The sequence below is a fragment of the Moritella sp. JT01 genome, assembly GCF_001574435.1.
Taxonomy (GTDB): Bacteria; Pseudomonadota; Gammaproteobacteria; order Enterobacterales; family Moritellaceae; genus Moritella.
In genome coordinates this window covers 318,298-336,251 of sequence record NZ_LOCN01000019.1, presented here as the reverse complement: position 1 = coordinate 336,251, position 17,954 = coordinate 318,298, and the positions used below count along the sequence as shown (strand labels likewise).

Annotated in this window: 12 protein-coding genes; 8 read left to right on the top strand and 4 right to left on the bottom strand. The window is 38.6% G+C overall.

All coding sequences use genetic code 11. From position 1 onward, the window contains the following. Positions 1 to 415: 415 nt before the first annotated feature. Both ctlX and AKG98_RS15915 read left to right on the top strand, forming a co-directional pair. A complete protein-coding gene (ctlX, locus tag AKG98_RS15920) occupies positions 416 to 1,360 on the top strand; it encodes a citrulline utilization hydrolase CtlX (protein ID WP_067048036.1) in 945 nt (314 codons plus the stop codon). Between the two features lie 77 nt (positions 1,361 to 1,437). Continuing rightward, positions 1,438 to 2,289: a dimethylarginine dimethylaminohydrolase family protein gene (locus AKG98_RS15915; protein ID WP_067048034.1), complete on the top strand. Its 852-nt coding sequence runs from the start codon at positions 1,438 to 1,440 to the stop codon at positions 2,287 to 2,289. A 37-nt stretch (positions 2,290 to 2,326) separates the two neighbouring features. On the opposite strand, the gene AKG98_RS15910 is transcribed toward AKG98_RS15915, so the two are convergent. After that, complete coding sequence (locus AKG98_RS15910; RefSeq protein ID WP_067048032.1) at positions 2,327 to 2,947, bottom strand: TetR family transcriptional regulator C-terminal domain-containing protein; 621 nt, start codon at positions 2,945 to 2,947, stop codon at positions 2,327 to 2,329. Positions 2,948 to 3,202: 255 nt separating this feature from the next. Between AKG98_RS15910 and AKG98_RS15905 the strand changes: the two genes are divergently transcribed. After that, complete coding sequence (locus AKG98_RS15905) at positions 3,203 to 4,207, top strand: ornithine cyclodeaminase (protein WP_067048030.1); 1,005 nt, start codon at positions 3,203 to 3,205, stop codon at positions 4,205 to 4,207. Between the two features lie 485 nt (positions 4,208 to 4,692). Continuing rightward, entirely contained in the window at positions 4,693 to 5,733 is a 1,041-nt protein-coding gene (locus AKG98_RS15900; protein WP_067048027.1) for a GMP reductase, read from the top strand. 274 nt (positions 5,734 to 6,007) lie between these two features. On the opposite strand, the gene AKG98_RS15895 is transcribed toward AKG98_RS15900, so the two are convergent. Beyond that, positions 6,008 to 7,558, bottom strand: a complete 1,551-nt coding sequence (locus tag AKG98_RS15895) for a hypothetical protein (protein WP_067048024.1) — start codon at positions 7,556 to 7,558, stop codon at positions 6,008 to 6,010. A 1,271-nt stretch (positions 7,559 to 8,829) separates the two neighbouring features. Beyond that, a complete protein-coding gene (locus AKG98_RS15885; protein WP_067048018.1) occupies positions 8,830 to 9,219 on the bottom strand; it encodes a cupin domain-containing protein in 390 nt (129 codons plus the stop codon). A 115-nt stretch (positions 9,220 to 9,334) separates the two neighbouring features. Between AKG98_RS15885 and AKG98_RS15880 the strand changes: the two genes are divergently transcribed. After that, a complete protein-coding gene (locus AKG98_RS15880) occupies positions 9,335 to 10,135 on the top strand; it encodes an AraC family transcriptional regulator (protein WP_067048260.1) in 801 nt (266 codons plus the stop codon). A 98-nt stretch (positions 10,136 to 10,233) separates the two neighbouring features. Here the strand turns inward: AKG98_RS15880 and AKG98_RS15875 are convergent, their stop codons facing one another. Beyond that, positions 10,234 to 10,887: a PEP-CTERM sorting domain-containing protein gene (locus tag AKG98_RS15875; RefSeq protein WP_067048015.1), complete on the bottom strand. Its 654-nt coding sequence runs from the start codon at positions 10,885 to 10,887 to the stop codon at positions 10,234 to 10,236. Positions 10,888 to 11,253: 366 nt separating this feature from the next. On the opposite strand from AKG98_RS15875, the gene AKG98_RS15870 reads away from it, so the two are divergent. The 3 genes from AKG98_RS15870 to AKG98_RS15860 all read left to right on the top strand — a co-directional run bounded on the left by AKG98_RS15870 (position 11,254) and on the right by AKG98_RS15860 (position 17,781). After that, positions 11,254 to 12,114, top strand: coding sequence for a delta-class carbonic anhydrase (locus AKG98_RS15870; RefSeq protein WP_067048013.1), 861 nt, complete (start codon positions 11,254 to 11,256; stop codon positions 12,112 to 12,114). A 422-nt stretch (positions 12,115 to 12,536) separates the two neighbouring features. Further along, positions 12,537 to 15,329, top strand: a complete 2,793-nt coding sequence (locus AKG98_RS15865; RefSeq protein WP_067048009.1) for a pitrilysin family protein — start codon at positions 12,537 to 12,539, stop codon at positions 15,327 to 15,329. A 379-nt stretch (positions 15,330 to 15,708) separates the two neighbouring features. Continuing rightward, a complete protein-coding gene (locus tag AKG98_RS15860; RefSeq protein WP_067048006.1) occupies positions 15,709 to 17,781 on the top strand; it encodes a methyl-accepting chemotaxis protein in 2,073 nt (690 codons plus the stop codon). The last annotated feature ends 173 nt before the right edge of the window (positions 17,782 to 17,954 follow it).

Here is a 17,954-nt window from a genome sequence, read left to right as displayed (position 1 = left end):
TAAAAAGTGATGATCGTTATATAACGATTAACGCGAGCAGAATGATGGCTTCCCCCCTAATAAGCCATCATTTATTCCGCAAAAATGACTTTCCCATGACAGAATATCCTGCAAATCACCCCGTTATTGTCTAAACACCCCCATAACATCGGCTAGTAACCATATAAAAAACCGATAACCCCATCACATTCCATAACAAATTTTATAATTCATTAACAAAGTATAAAATTCAGTATTTACAACGTATTAACACATTTTAAATACCCATTACGACATTTTTCAGTGCCGTAAAATGGTTTTCTCATACCCTCCATTAATTGACTTTAATCAATCCCTGGCATATTGTTTATGCAGTTGCATAGTTTTTCAGAATGAATAATTTGTTAATGATATTGTTTTAATAAAAGGAAGTTGTATGGCTTTAATCCAAGCGCCAAATTCAGTTGTAATGGTTCGACCGTGGAAATTCTTCTCGAATCCAGAAACCGCAGTTGATAATGCATTTCAAAAAACCGGCCTCGATGAACAAGACTCGCTTGAGTTAGATCGTACTGGTATATCACTACAAGCAAAAAATGAATTTGATATCGTCGTCACAGGATTAAACGAAAACGGCATCAACGTCCACGTATTTGATGACTTTGGGGAAAAAGAAACCCCAGATTCAGTGTTCCCGAATAACTGGTTCTCGACCCACAGTGGTGGTCATGTTGCGCTATACCCAATGTTTTCACAAAACCGCCGACGTGAACGCCGCAGTGACATTATTGAAATGTTAAAAGCCAATTATCGGGTGCAAGATGTTATCGATTTCTCTGGTTTAGAGTGGGATAACCTATTTCTTGAAGGCACAGGCGCGATGGTATTAGATAACGTTAATCGCATCGCCTACACCGCTAAATCAAATCGTTCTAACGAAGTAATCCTTGAACGCTTCTGTACCACGTTCCAATACGAGCCAATGGCGTTTGACACGGCGGATGCCACCGGCACTGCGATTTATCATACCAATGTGATGATGTGTGTTGGCTCTAAATACGCCCTTATTTGTTTGGACATGATCCCAAATGAAGTACGCCGCGAAGCAGTTAGACAGCGTTTAGAAGAATCAGGCATTGAAGTGATTGAACTGAGCTTCGACCAAGTTGATAACTTTGCTGGTAATGCTATCGAACTCACGGGTAACGGCGATAGCCACCTGGTTATGTCACAACGTGCGAGAGATGCGTTAACAACCGAGCAAATTGCACGTATTGAACAACATTCAAAAATATTAAGCTTTAGCGTGCCGACCATTGAGTTAGCAGGTGGCTCGATCCGCTGCATGATCGCAGGGATCCATTTAAGCCCACGAACGTAATCTGGCATTAAGCTATTACAGTAAAAATGACCATCAACAAAATTTAGAAGATATGACTTATGGAAAAGGAAAAGGTTATGGAAACCAGTTATGTAAAATCAGCGACAGGTGAATTGAAGCAAGTATTACTTTGTTCTCCCACTTACCTTAATCTTTCACCAATCAACAAAATTGCTGAAGATTGGTTAGAAAAAGGCGAGAAGATTGATCAACAAAAATGCTTAAACGAGCACCAACAGTTGATTGATATCTACGAGCAAAACGGCATTAATGTCGAAGTACTTACGCCGACTGAAAATTTATCAAGTCAAGTATTTGCCCGTGACTTTGGTTTCAACATCAAAGAAGGTTATGTACTTGGTCGTTTTAAAGAAAAAATTCGCCACGCAGAAAGCCTGCTGTATGCAGAAAAACTCGCCGAACTTGGTGTGCCAATCATTGCCACTTGCCATGAAGGTGTATTAGAAGGCGGTGACTTCTGGCAGTTGGATGAAAAGACCTTAGCCATTGGTACGTTACAGCGTTCTGATGAAAAAGGTATCCAAAGTATTCGTGAACAGCTTGAGCCATTAGGTTATACGATTATTGCGGTGAATTCGAAACCAGAATACCTGCATCTCGACATGATCTTTAATATTGTCGGTGAAAAAACTGCCGTGACTTATTATGATGGTTTACCACAAGAATTCAAAGATTACCTTGATGAAACGGGCTACGACCTGATTAAAATTGAAGAAGAAGGGGTGTTTAAGCACTTCTGTAACCTACAAGCATTGGGTAACAAACGCATTATCTCGTTAAGTGCAAATACAGCTGTAAACGCGCAATTACGTGAACGTGGTTTCACTGTATTTGAACTGCACTCTACCGAGATTTTAAAAACCGGCGGTGGTCCACACTGCATGACGTTCCCATTAGAACGTCACTAAAAATTAATACGGCAGTGTGTTTCTTATAAGATCTGCGTTAAATATTTTCTAACGAAATAGACAAGATCGCAGACGCACTGTCGATACCGATATTGACCAGTTCATTATCTTTGAATTTGTACGAGGCCATGCTGCCTTCGAGCCATAAACCATCAATTAATGCATTGATTTTAATGGCGAGTACTTCACATTCATGATGATCAACTGAGATGTCTTCGGTCGCTAATGCAGCACGAATTAACGGTTCTAAAATTTTGGTTGTTTTAGCATACTCATTAGTACGAATAGCCGCCATTTCAGGGTCGATGTAAGTCATCGGCAAGAAATTGGCCCATAACAATACGGTACGTGGTGACACAATAGGCTCTGATAGAGTCGCTTGAATAAAGTGCTGTAATCGAGTTTTAGCGCAAACGTCTTGGTCGTTAATTTCGCAACGGGCATTGACGTACATAATCTCGAGTAATGCGGAATACGCTGCGCGGATCAGTTCGTCTTTACCGGAAAAGTAAAAACGGATCAGACCGTTAGTGACATTCGCATATTCAGCCACATTACGTACTGTGGTTTTTTGTAAACCTTCGTTAGCAATGCAATCAAGTGTGGCATTGATTAACTCTTGTTTACGGTTTTTACCTTTTGTTCCTTTCGCTGGCATAGGCAGGTATTTAATCCGTATTTAAGTATAAGAGGTGTTTTACAAAACAAAATTAATCATACCCCTAGGGCGTGATGCTGGCAATTTATTAAGCTAAACCGAATAAAAATAGCACTTAACCCGATGCACATAACTGATGTGTATCTCATGATTAAACGTATTAGATAAACCACTCATTGATTGTTGTAATCATGAATGTAATGGAAAAATTCGATTTTTCTCTTTTACCTTAAACAGAATTTAACAAGGATCACCATGATTGTTTTAGAGATAAAAGATATTAAAGCGGTAATTGCGAAAGTTGGCTACCAAGACTTTTTTGCACAGCTTAATGATACATTGACTGAAGATTATAAAAACTGGCACGACTTTGATAAATGTCCACGTGTTGCCAACCATGTTGACGATGGTGTTATCGAATTAATGCCGATTTCTAATGCTGAAATGTACTCGTTTAAATATGTAAATGGCCACCCAAAAAACCCAGCGCAAAACAAAATGACAGTAATGGCGACAGGCCAACTATCGTTAACTGAGACTGGCGAACCGCTTATGTTCTCAGAAATGACTCTGCTTACTGGTTTCAGAACGGCTGCAACATCAGCAATGGCGGCGAAACACTTAGCCAAGAAAGATTCAGAAGTATTAGCGTTAATCGGTACTGGCGCACAGAGTGAATTCCAGTTCTTAGCGTACTCGTTCATCTTTGATTTAAAAGAAGTACGTTACTTTGATACTGATCCTGCAGCAATGCGTAAATTTGAACAGAACATGGCGCGCTTCGACATTCGCCTAACACCGTGTAAAGACGCAAGAGAAGCGGTTCAAGGTGCTGATTTAATTACCACGTGTACAGCAGACAAGAAATACCAAACAGTATTAACCAAAGACATGATCAGCAAAGACGTATTCATTAACGGTCTTGGCGGTGATTGCCCTGGTAAAACAGAAATCGAAAAAGAGTTAGTAGAAAGCGCAACGATTGTTGTTGAATACCTACCACAGTCACGCATTGAAGGTGAGATCCAACAACTGGGTCCAGACTTTACTTGTACAGAACTACACGAGATTGTGAAAGGCGAGAAAACACTGAACGTTGCTACAGACGGCACTATCTTGTATGACTCAGTAGGTTTTGCACTGGAAGATTACTCAGTACTACGCTTGGTCTACAAGCTTGCTAAGCAACATAACATCGGCAGCGAAATGGAACTAATCCCTGAACTGGATGATGTGAAGAACTTATTCTCACTACTATAAAATTAGCTCCCTAGTCTGTCGCGGCTAGTCAGCAGTTGTTAAAATGAATAAGCCTTTGGCCAAAACACCCACGGTAAGCACTGTACTGCCGTTGGGGTTTTGGTCTTTTTTCGTTCTCTTCCGCTGCCTCTACTGTTTAAAATATGGCATTCACTGGTTATAAAATTATTTTAAACTTTTTAAACACCGCCTAGACCCGCATAAATACTGACTTACGGGTCAGGAAATAACGCTTACGCCCCCCCCTATCTAAAATAAAGCCTTTACAACATATCAACCCTTGGACTAATATCTATTCGTATAGGCGCGTTGATGAAACGCGACTTCCTCGCACACACGATTCGCTTGTACCGCTTAAACTAAAATCCTTATAATTTTTTGCACAGTACCATCCATGAACCCATTGAATTAGGGTTTTCCTTGCGCCCGCAATATCTTACAGCGCAAGAATAAGAGCCTGTGCAGACAAACAGAAGATAGATGTCATGCGTATAGAACAAGAATTGAAGCTAGGTTTTAAAGATGTACTTTTCCGCCCAAAACGTTCGACTTTAAGAAGTCGTTCACAAGTAAGCTTAGAGCGTACATTCACTTTCCCTAACAGCAAGTACACTTGGACAGGTGTACCGGTTATTGCTGCAAACATGGATACTGTAGGTACATTTGAAGCGGCAAAAGAACTTGCTGCGCACAAGATGCTAACAGCTGTACATAAGCATTATACTGTTGCCCAATGGAAAGAGTTCCTAGAAGCAAACCCAGAAATCTTTGACCATATCTTTGTATCAACTGGTACATCAGATTCGGATTTCGAAAAACTTCAACAAGTTCTAGCATTAGATGAGCGTTTACAGTTTATCTGTATCGATGTAGCTAATGGTTACTCAGAGTTTTTTATTGAATTCGTACGTAAAGTGCGTAAAGCATACCCTACCAAAACAATTATGGCTGGTAACGTAGTTACTGGTGAAATCACAGAAGAACTTATCCTGTCTGGCGCAGATATCATCAAAGTTGGTATCGGCCCAGGTTCAGTATGTACAACACGTGTTAAAACAGGTGTTGGTTACCCACAACTTTCTGCAATCATCGAATGTGCAGATGCTGCACACGGTCTTGGTGGCATGGTTGTTGGTGACGGTGGTTGTTCTTGCGCTGGTGATGTTGCTAAAGCATTCGGCGGCGGTGCTGATTTCGTAATGCTTGGCGGCATGTTAGCTGGTCACGACGAAAGCGGCGGCGAGCTGTGTGAAGTTGATGGCAAGAAAACAAAGAAATTCTATGGCATGAGCTCTACCACTGCGATGAACAAACACGCAGGTGGTGTTGCTAAATACCGTGCTTCAGAAGGTAAAACTGTAGAAGTACCTTACCGTGGTCCAATCGAAAATACTATTTTTGATATCCTAGGTGGCGTTCGTTCTACTTGTACTTACGTTGGCGCAGCGTCATTAAAAGAGCTAAGCAAACGTACTACCTTTATCCGCGTACTTGAGCAAGAAAACAACGTATTCGGTAAAGAATAAATTAGTTATTAGGTATGTAGGTCTAGAACTACATACCTAAGCTAACAAAGGCGAGCATTGATTTTATCATCATGCTCGCCTTTTCGTTTTTTGGAATTTGAATAGATTTTAGCTAAAGTGAAAAATCAGATGGGTTTCATATTCCAGTATTTATGATAATAATATGAGGTACACGATGCTTGCTCTGGAGAATACATTAATACTAGAATCATACACAGTCCCAACAATAGGCCAATCACAAGACCTATTATTGGTGAACTACTTGATATTAAACTTATATCTTTATATTTTTATCGCTAAAAAGAATATTTTCAATATTAATTAATTCATCACTACCAATATCACTTCCTGAAATGGTCGTATGACCAGAACTTGATGTATTGGTCATGTAATTCCCTGACACCCCTGAAACCTTATACGTATCATTACCCTGACCACCGTCGATTACATTATCGGCACTGTTACCTTCGATTTGATTGTCTTGCGCATTACCTAAAATATTCAATGCTTCATTGCCTACGATTTTAACATTCTTAAAATATTGTGATTTAAATGTGTACTTTTCATTCGCATCATCAGAACGAACAAGTTTAAACTCACTTGTACTGAGGTTTTTATTAATGCCAACACTGTCTAAGCGCACTGTAAACTCATGGAACTTTGGCAAAAATTCATTTGCAAAAACGAAACCACTCGTATCTGAAGGTAATGTTTCACGAGTAATATATCGGTAATTATCCATCCCTTCATACTCATCTCTAAAGCCTTCATACATACCATAGTAAGCATCTGCAACAGCAGCAAAATATTCATGAGAAAAAGTTTGCCCCATAACATGCTCACTAGGTATATTTTTAGGTATATCATCCCCACCCCAGTCATCATCCCACTGAGCCTTACGCTTTTGATCATTAGTTGCTCCATTCCCCTCAGGACTCCAAATGGAGCTTTTATTTATATAATCGTTCGAAGCATCCTTATCATCATAAATATATAGCCCTGTTATTGGATTAAATTTCCAATCCTTATAAATAGACAAAGCATGATCAATTATGCGTTTTTGTAATCCGCCATAATTACCATCAGAAGTTAGAGGCGAAATGCCGTGGGCTTGAACAAAATGTAGGATTTCTTCTACTGACGCATCTCTAACCTGACCTTTTCCATATCCAGTAAAAAATGGGGCTTCACCTGGATAAATAGTTTCGTCGTAGCCAAGAGATTGAGCTCGTACAATCCAATCATACTTTTGTAACAAATCCGAGTTTCCTACAAGTATTGGTATGTAAGAATCTTCATCAAGACCCGATAGTCTAGGATCGCCAGTTGCTTTTAACTCATCAATAATTTTCTGAGTTAAATCCCCTATTTTACCTTCCGTTGCAGCAAGATTTAGAGCAGCGCCTCTATCAGCTATTGATTCTGCTACAGCCTGCTTTGTCAATTCAGTATTCTCTCCAGTTTCTGTCAAGAAAGAAATAAGAATACCTATAGCATAACGAAGATCTTCATCACTTTCATTTGTTGCCAAGATAGTTATAGCTTTACTCTTGTTACTAGTAAGTGGAAGCTGTATGAAGTAGTCATAACCAGCATCCTTAGCTATTTTAAACTCAGTAGGGAATACGGTATTAAACGGTTTATTGAAATCATATGTAACCGCACTTATTAAAGTTGGAGTTGGAGCAGGAACAGGAGCAGGAACAGGAGCAGGAACAGGAACAGGAGCAGGAGCAGGAGTTGGAGTTGGAGTTGGGTCAGCTGAGTCTCCTCCTCCACATGCTGTTAATAATACTGTGGCAGCAAGAAGTGATATTTTTTTCATATGATAGGCCTACGACTAATTAACTAAGTAAAAATACATTGTAAAAAGACATTAAAACAAATACCACAAGAGCACCCTTGAAATTTATTAAAAATCTATTAAAAATCATGATGGTGCAACAAGGATCACAAACTATCATTTAACAACTGTACGATATTGAGACAATTGAAAATAACATCAACCAACACCTCACAAAACCTTAGTTAAGCTTGTTATATATCTTGAAATCTCTTTGATATATATAAATACTCCTCATCACACAGAAAACAATGTTTTGACGAACACTATGCACATGGAGTGAGAAACTTAGTGAATAATCGTGACCTGCTGTCAGGACAGTTTTATGAATGATTGAACAACAAATCTTACACACACTTACGCACGCACTCTTTACAAATGGCAACGCGACTGTAAAGTAAATGCAACATTTTGAATAAATTTAGGTTGGACTTTAATGGGCAGTATACAAAAAATTCTAGTTATATCTCTATTAACGACTTTGCTGGCATCATGCGCCTACCATGAATACGACCCATCGAAACCTGATGAATATGCTAAATATTGGTGTGAATCTGAGAACAGAAATAATTCCATATTTTCTGCTCTTGATTCTAACCATGAACGATCTGTTCTTGATTCTTACCGTGGACGAAAAGATCCAGCTCAAGATGATTGTGATATATACTTTAAATAGTATCGCTAAGATCACAACAGCAACAAGATAGAACCTAAAAATGCAGGTAATCTATAAGACTTGTTGAAGCAAAAGCATCGACATACTTAAAGAGAACGAATACAACTAAAGCAGCCAATAGATTTGTGATCAAGGTAACTTTAAATAGGTTTATCATGAACAGCCCTTTTAGAATATAACATTTGTATAGCAGGTCATCTCGATTCCCACATCAATCGGATATTAAAATCGACACTAAGATAATGTGCGTTCCTGTTATTTATTTTCAAGTCCGGTTAATAATTAACAATGACCAATATACAACTGATTCTATTATTATTTTAATTTATAGCAAAGGAAATAAAGGCTGTTTTTGGTAAACCGTGATTGAACTTATAAATATGCACATACCATATGTTAATAAGAGCCATTAATGGAACTCTAATAGGACATTTAATCGGGTACGGTTGGTTTTGTTAAAAACCCATTTAAAATGCCATGTGTTCTCACCAATAGACCGCATATCGCTGAATTTATCCCAAAACCAAAAAAGCCTCCAATCTGGAAGCCAAACTCAATGAACCACTACATAGCGAGTCTATATCCATATATCATTTGTTGCAGTAAGACTGTCAACTTCATTATCTCCTGTATTAAGAACACCACGAGGTTCAATTAATAACATTTTCACTTCACCATCAGCAAATGGTTTATGCTCGACGCCTCTAGGGACAACATACATTTCTCCACTATTCAAAGTGACATGTCCATCACGAAAATCTATACGAAGGTTTCCCTCCAGCACTATAAACGTCTCATCTGTATTTTGATGTTCATGCCATTCGAAGTCACCTTCTATTTTTACTATTTTAATTTGGTAATCATTCATTTCAGCAATTACCTTTGGCGACCAAAGCTCATTAAATAAACTTAACTTTTCTTTAAAATTGATTGCTTTATAATTGTCGGAGGCCAAATGATCAGACATAATATATTTCCTTTTTTGAATGTATATCGATGTGAGTGTATTCATGAGCCATGATTTAAAACGGTTTGCCCCAAATAGTCTTGAACGTTTGTGCAAAACTAAGTTGGTAGATAAAATGCGTAGTAGCAAACCTGTTAACGGGGTGGAAATATTGCAGGCATGGTTTGCAGGTCCAGCATATGATACGCATCGCCACGATACATATGCTATTGGGCTGACGGATCAAGGGGTTCAGTCATATGACTATCGAGGCGCAAAACGAACAAGCACTCCAGGCAAAGTGATGGTCTTACATCCGGATGAGTTGCACAATGGTCGCGCTGGCTCCGATGAAGGCTTTGGATATAGAATGTTATACGTTGATCCGGCCTGTATCTCTGACGCAGTTAGAGTGATCGTCGGCCGCCCCTGCCCGTTACCATTTGTTAGGGAATCTGTATCAGAAAATAAAGTGCTGGCTCATGCTATTCAACTTGTATCAATGTGCTCAGAAAAGGCAAAGGAAACCTTGGCCAGAGATGAAATAATCTTGCACTTGGCAAACGGTTTGATTGCTGGAGATCCCGATTGCAATAAATTAAATAGAAAGTACACAATTAATTATCAAGCAGTTGATAGAGCTCGTGAATATTTATACCATGCTAATAATCGAATTGTGCACTCTACTGAATTGGAGAAAGTCACAGGTTTAACTCGCTATGACTTATCTCGGCAGTTTCGCAAAGTGCTGGGAACCAGTCCATATAGATATTCAGTCAATCGTCGTTTAGATGCTGCACGTCAATTGATCCAACAGAATAAACCTATTGTGGAAGTTGCTTTTGAAACAGGGTTTTCTGATCAAGCACATTTTAGTCGACTGTTTAAATCTGCGTGTGGTATTACACCTGGCCGTTATGCATCGATTGCTAAGTGAAACTATCTAAATGTATTGATTAGAACTCTATCTAACATATTGTATGTAACAAGCATAACCAGAACTTAACTTAACTGAAATAGATAAATAAAAATCAGTTAATCCGTTATGCGCACTTTTCTACGCCCTGCTGCAAAAAACGCGATGCCAACACCCAAAATAAGCAAGGTAGATGGCTCAGGGACTTCTTCGCTTGCTGTATAACCGATGATGTTATCAATAGAGAAGGCTGCTCCACCGCCAGAAAATTCAGCATGAACCAAATCTTGGAAGGCATTAGAGACTGTAAATAGCTCAAAATCATCAACGCCGTTACGCCCATCAAAAATACCGTCCAACACAAAATTTTCTGAGACATTAACCCCTAGATCAGTAATACCGGAAAGTGTTATTGCGTTCGCATTTGCCTGTCCGTCTCTCCAAAACTCCGCACCGTCAAACTGGGAAATCTCAAACGTGTCGCCGGAAATAGAATCCACATTGATGGTAAAAGAGCCATTATGCACAAAAGCAACCTGTGTGCCGTTGTTTGTATACAGCACTTCATCATTACCAAGATCAATATGGCCGTTTCCATCTCTTGAAAGCACGAAATCATTGGCTATAAAACTGTTAACAATTAAGTGTGTATTATGAGTAACAGCAACATCTTCGAAATCAATAATAGTTGCCATAGCAGTGGCTGCCATGCCCCACAAACTGACTACAACAATAGAGTTCCGTAAAAAAATCGCTATTTTTTTAATTTTCATATTCAGCTCTCCTAAAATATTGCTTGAGAATTATGTGAAATATAAATCAGCACTAAACTACTTTTAGCATGTATCGTTCCAACATATGCAACCTATTGTTATTTATGTGTATTTTAAGAATGACATATAGTTATCTGTTTATTAGGTGTAAAAAATACTGACATGCAAGAAGGGGGATCAGATGGAGGTAGAATTGATAGCATTATGTATGTGTTGGTAGGCAAATGGGCTGGCACATACGTTTTAGAACTGAGTATTCAAGCTTGTCCGATATCTTGAAACCTCTTTGATATATATATTAATACTCTTCGTTACACAGAAAACTTTTTTTGTATATTTTAACTTTTTTTTAGTAAAAGGATAAACATGGATAACAAGACATTAGTATTATGCACCATAGCTGCATTTTCCCCATTTTTTACAAGTGCGGCTTCTGAGCAAGAGGTTATTTCTCATGTTTCAGATAAACAAATAAAAGAACAAAGATCAGCCTTAGCAGCCAATACTCAGACTAAAGGCTTCGGTCCTCAGTCACCACGTGATATAGACTTAATACAAGGCCGAAACAAACAAGTATTTTCACAAGCTCCTGAATACACAAAAATGAACCTCTGTAATATCCATTTTCATAAAAATGCAGAGCATAAAGGCGGGGAATTTACCCAATATGCAGGTAACGGAGACGGTCAAGGCTATCAAAGCGGTTATAAATACTCAGGTATATTAACCCAACAAGAATTATCTCCACTTAAATATGAAGTCGGTGCAAGTAAGCACGGTAGTTTATACCCTGGCGATACAATTGAAGCTCACTATGTCTATTCAACTGCTCAAGTGAGCCCGGGTCCAACTTTAGGCTCATGTTTCAGTGATACAAATAAAAACCCACAACTTAGAGTCGAGACTCAAGTTTACGTACTTGTTAACGATCCAGAAGCGAACAACTTTATTGAGTTAACTAAGCTCGGTATGGCCAATGGTGTTAATCAAGCAGTCAATATCCCAAGTAATACAGGTACTCCAGTACAGTATGCTGGTTCAACAACTGGACCGAGTTATAACGAAATAGGCTCTCCTTTTCAAGTTAGCTGGAGCGTACGTCCACAAATAATGAAGGTGAGTATAAATAGCGTAGGTAAGTGGCTAAAAAGCAATGTTTTTGACGAACACTATGCACATGGAGTGAGAAACTTAGTGAATAATCCTGACCTGTTGTCAGATCACTAACCTCAGTTCAGCTTAAGCCATTGCCATTGCCATTAACCTATTCTTTTTAATATCGGTAATATTAAGCGATGGCTTTGGTGAATTTATCACAACTTGAATGACATGATATACATCATATTTGGTCTGAAGAATACGTCTAACATCAAATGTAGAATTTAAGTTATATTGATTTGTAACCAATTGTAATTGTTAAACATAAGTCACACTATTTGGGGACGGACACACTATTTCCTACTGCTTATCCGTCTGTTCTTATAAGATACCGACGCAGCTATAAAAATGTTTATAATTCAAATCCATATCATCATTTATCTATCATCTATGGTCTTAATTTAGCCATTTTTACAGTGGCAATGTTCCAAGTCCATAACAAGGCTGTATGACCTTCTGTTACTATCAATTATTAACGAGTTATTTTGACCATGATGTTTTTTAGAAAATTATTAGTGATTTCTTTTGCCCTATTCGCCCTGTCTAGCTGTGCTAGTAATCCCCACCAAACTGACGCCATTGCGACGGTAAGCAGTAATACGTTTGATAATGGTTTCTTTTATGCCATTCATGCTAAGCAAGAAAGCTCAGATAAAATTGAGTTACGCTTAATGATAAACTCTGGGTCGTTAAGTGAAACAGATGAACAATCTGGCTATGCGCATCTACTTGAGCACATGGCCTTTAACGGTACCAAAAACTTTCCAAAGCTGAAAATTTTTGAGCTATTCGAAAAGTCTGGGTTAACATTAGGTCATGATATTAATGCCTATACCTCTTTCAATGAAACGGTTTACACACTTTCTATCCCTAAATCTAATCCTCAATTACTCGCCGATACCCTGTTGTATCTCCGAGATATTTTAATCGATATAAAATTGGAACAGAGTGAATTAGACAAAGAGAAAGGCATCGTAGAAAATGAATATCACCTGAGCACACAACAAGAGAAGTCTTATGATTATGCTCTGTTCGATGACTACATAAAAGACAGTGAATACGAAAATCGCTTACCAATAGGCACTATTGATAGCATTAAAAACAGTACTGTAGCTTCTGTTAACGCTTTTTACAAAGATTGGTATCGCCCGAATAATGCAAGATTACTGATCACCGGTGATGTGGATAGTGAGAGTACGACTCAATTAATCACAGCGTTGTTTGCCACAATAGATAAATCAAAAAATAACCAGAAACAACCCGTCTTAACCCCCCCGGCATTAAACACCGAGACTCAGGCTTATAGCAGTAAAGTGATTAATTTTTCACAAACAGACCTGTTCTTCGAAGTCCCTGAATTTAAAATTACCAACAGCCTAGATCTCAGCCAAGCATTCAAGCTCGATATGTTAAGCATGCTATTCAATTACCGTTTGAATGCAGCCAACGATCAGCGTGAGGAACCCTTTCGTTATGTGGGTATTTTCCATAATTCATTATTAGGTGATAAAGCGGTTGAGAACATCGCAGTGAGTCATCAAAAAAATGAAAGCCAACAGGCCGTTAAATTTATTGCTCAAGAGCTAGCACGCATCCAGCAATACGGTTTTAGCCAAGCTGAATTTTACCTACAACTAGCGCAGATAAAATCAGCTCAAGCCCAGCTCAACAATAGCTATATCAATCAAGACGCGATGCAATTAGCTGAAGGGACGATGGCTGCTTGGTCAACCGGGAATATTGAATTCACACTGGATATTGAACAGCAGGCTTATCAGTTATTACTGAGCACAGTAAGTCTTGAAGAGCTTAATCAGCTCGCCAATGAGCTTATCAACAGCCCACGTAAGATGACCTTCGCTACGCCTTATCAAGCAGACAAGCCTGATTTGTTCGCGGCAGATAAAATATTTGCCAATACCATTAATCAACCGATTGACAATATTGTCATTAACATTGAAACGTTAACCTTACCAATCGTTAAAAATAGTGCTGGAGCAAGTCAAATTAGCAGTGAACGTTATGATGCTGAACAACAGCTAACCCAGTGGCAATTAAGCAATGGTGTGAGTGTTGTTTTACAGCCAGATCACAGCATTAAAAACTCAATACATATTAAGTTCACAGCCCCCGGCGGTACCAATGCATTTACCAAGCAACAGCGCGCTGCGAGTTATCTGTTGATTAATAGTTATTTAAATAGCGGTTTAGAAGGACTATCAGCGCAAACAATACAGCAAAGATTTAACCAAGAACGTATCGACATTATGCCAATTATTGATGCCAACAGTCATGGTTTCAACATGTACTCGATTAATGAGCCTGAGAGCTTGGAGCTGTTGTTCTCAATGCTATACAGCAGTATGACCAACGCGACAGTAAATGATCATCAATTTTCCCTAGAAAAGAAAAGCACCATTGAATACCAACAAAATAGCCTCGCGTTACCAGAAGCCGAAACATGGATAAAAACAGGTGAAATTCTATTCCCTCATAATCCTCAGCAGGAACAAATTTCGGTGCAGGAATTAGCCGCGGTACAACAGACTGATATTGAAGCCCTTTATCAAACACTGTTTAATAACGCCAATGACTATAAGCTAACTATCGTCGGTGACTTTGATACTGCGCAGTTAAAACCGATTATACTACAATACGTTGCGACGCTGCCCAAGGGTGAAAAAAATACCTTTGACCACCCTGCTCAATCGTTAATCGCCAAGCCAGCTGATCTGGATGAAACAACGAACCCGCAAAATAATGGCCAGGTACTGTTTTACACTGTCACCAATACTCCAAACCAAAGTATTAAAGCCGTTTATCAGGCCGAATTAATGCAGGCTATGATTAGCCAAACGCTGACTAAGATCGTCAGAGAGCAATTATCGTTAACTTATTCTCCTTCAGTCAGGGTTCGCGACCAAGCTGCAGGCCTTGCGTTTACCGAAGTGATGATTGAGTTAATTACTAAAGTTGAAGATATCGAAACAACTCAACAGGTTGTTGATGACATCATTGATGATTTACTGACTAACGGCATCACACAAGCACAACTGGACGAAAACAAGAAAATAATAGCGCAAGATCTGGCTTATTCACTCAATGAATCACCAAGTAAACAGTGGCTGTTACACCGTGACCATTTGTTTAACTATGCATTAGGCTCAACTGAAAATGCACCGGCGATATTCAACAGTATTTCAGTTGCAGACATGAACCAGTTTATTCGCGTCTATCTGGACCCAAGTAAAACCCTTCGACTGACTAACAGACCGCAACAATAATAATCAATTCCGACAAATCAGCACACCACCTTTGGTAAGCCTACCACTGGTGGTGTATTGCGACCAATAGCGACAAACTCAATGAAAAATAAGCTATAAATATAAATGAACAAATATTCAGCACAATATTAAATATCTATTTAACAAAGGTTAATTGCGTATTTTATATGCGCATTTAAAGACTTAATATCTGCTTTCATGTTGATATGTATAGCTAATCTGGTTATTTAATTGTTACTGATGGAAAAACTAGTGAGTCATACTGTTACAATATGTTTCATTAAAGTTTAATAAAGATATTGAAAAATGTAATTTCTATGTTATTTTCCTGTGATCTCAGTGATTTATATTAAATCACTCTTTCCCGAAATTGAGTCTAATGAAAATAACAATCAAAATTAAATTAACACTTACAATTTGCGTAATGCTATTACTTGTTAATGGATTCTTTATTACCAGTATTTTCATGACTGAAAAGACAGTTCTAGAGGCAGAGAAAGTTAACATTCGTACGAAAGTCGAAAGCTTAATAAAGAATAACTTACAAGGTCAAACCGACAACCTTAGCCTCTCTTTAGCCAGTTTATATGAATCATCTTCCGCCAATAATATTAGGCAAGAACTCCGCACTGAGATCTTAACATTCAAAAAGACAATTACAGGTATGTATACAGACTCCCCGTCGGACGACGATGCAAAAGCAAATATCTATGCATTTATAGATAACTATCGTTGGAATGGTGGACGTTACATTTTTGCTTATGATGCGGATTCATCTGAATACATGGCAAATGGTGCAAACCATCGCATTATTGGAACGTCGAGCTATAACTCACAAGATAAAAAAGGCAATTACTACGCTCGGGATATTATCAATAGTGCTAAGAAATCAACCGTGGGTTATAGCCAATATTATTTTCTAAACCCTGCATCTGGAAAAGTTGAAGAGAAAATGTCAGCATCTTTCTATTTTGAACCGCTAAACCTTGTTGTTGCGACAGGTGAATATACGAGCCGATTAAAACAAAGCAAAATTGATATGGCATTGAATGCGGTCGGTCTTACTCAGTATGGTAAAGATGGCTACTTTTGGATTCAAGATGCAAACGGTAAAATCCTTATGCATCCAGACGCGAAGTTAATCGGTACTACTGCGGACTTTACCCTTAATGCAGCAAATCGTCTTCAAAATAAGTCTGATATTTTTATGTCTGCGGCATTTAAAAATGAAAAAACGAATAAAGTAGAAAATAAGATCCTGTATGTACGTAACATCTTCCCTGATTGGGGCTGGTCATTAGGTACAGGTACTTATGAGAGTGAAATCTTAACCATTGAAGATAGCTTGACTACCGCGACAGCTGATATTTTCGATACTGAAATAATAAATAACTTTAAATTCGCGACTATACTTTTCATTCTTGCAATTGTGCTTTCACTTTGGATTATCAACCGAATTATTCGTGAATTACTTGTGCTGAAATTAAGTATTGATAATTTATCGACCGGCGAAGCGGATCTGACTTCGAGATTAGTCATTAAGGGGAATGATGAGGTCGCTGATATTAGCCATTCTGTGAATAACTTTATTGGTTACTTACAATCAATGATGTTAGAGATTTCCGGCGCGTCAAAAAATATTACACGTGGTATTCATGATATTCATTCACAGTCCGAGCGTAATACGCAAGCACTGGATAATCACAGTGCAGAAACAGAATTAGCAGTAACGGCTATTACCGAGATGAGCACAACCGCAGACATTGTAGCCCAAAATGCACTCCAAACAGCAACCAGTACACAAGTCGCAAATGATAACGCGAAAGCATCTAAAGTAACGGTTATCGAGGCATCAAATAGTGTCATGTCTTTAGTGACTGAAATGGATGATACGGCAAAAAGTATCCATGCGATGAATGAAAGTACGAATAATATTGCAACGGTATTAGAAGTCATTGGTGGCATTGCGGATCAAACGAATTTGTTAGCATTGAATGCCGCAATTGAAGCGGCAAGAGCAGGTGAACAAGGACGTGGTTTTGCCGTTGTGGCAGATGAAGTGCGTTCTTTAGCAGCCTTAACCCAAGATAGTACCGCTAAAATTAATGATATGTTGCAAAGCCTGACTGTTCGAGCCAGCTCTGCCGTCACCGCAATGAATAATACGACGGAAAGCTGTCAGAAAGTGGCAGAACACACATCATTAGTAACCAAGAGCCTAGATAGTATGACAGGATCTATCGTTGAAATTAATGATTTAAGTACGCAAATTGCAACCGCGTCTGAAGAACAGAGCTCTGTGACTGAAGAAATAACACGTAATATGCATACCATCCAAGAGATGGTGCAAGTGTTAAGTCAAAACGGTCAAGAAACAAAGATAAGTGTGCAGAGTCTTACCGACGAAAACGAGACACTCGCTGCGTTAGTTGCGCGTTTTAAATTAAGCTAATACGGCTTATTTCAAAAAAACCAAAGCAATGCAGCCCGCACAAATCATAATGCCCATCACGCCATTCAGCTCAGTAAAATCCGTGTACGACAATAGAGAATGACCCAATAACATGGGTCATTCTCTAACGTAATACATATCAATATGAGTAACACATGATGATAGATTAGAGA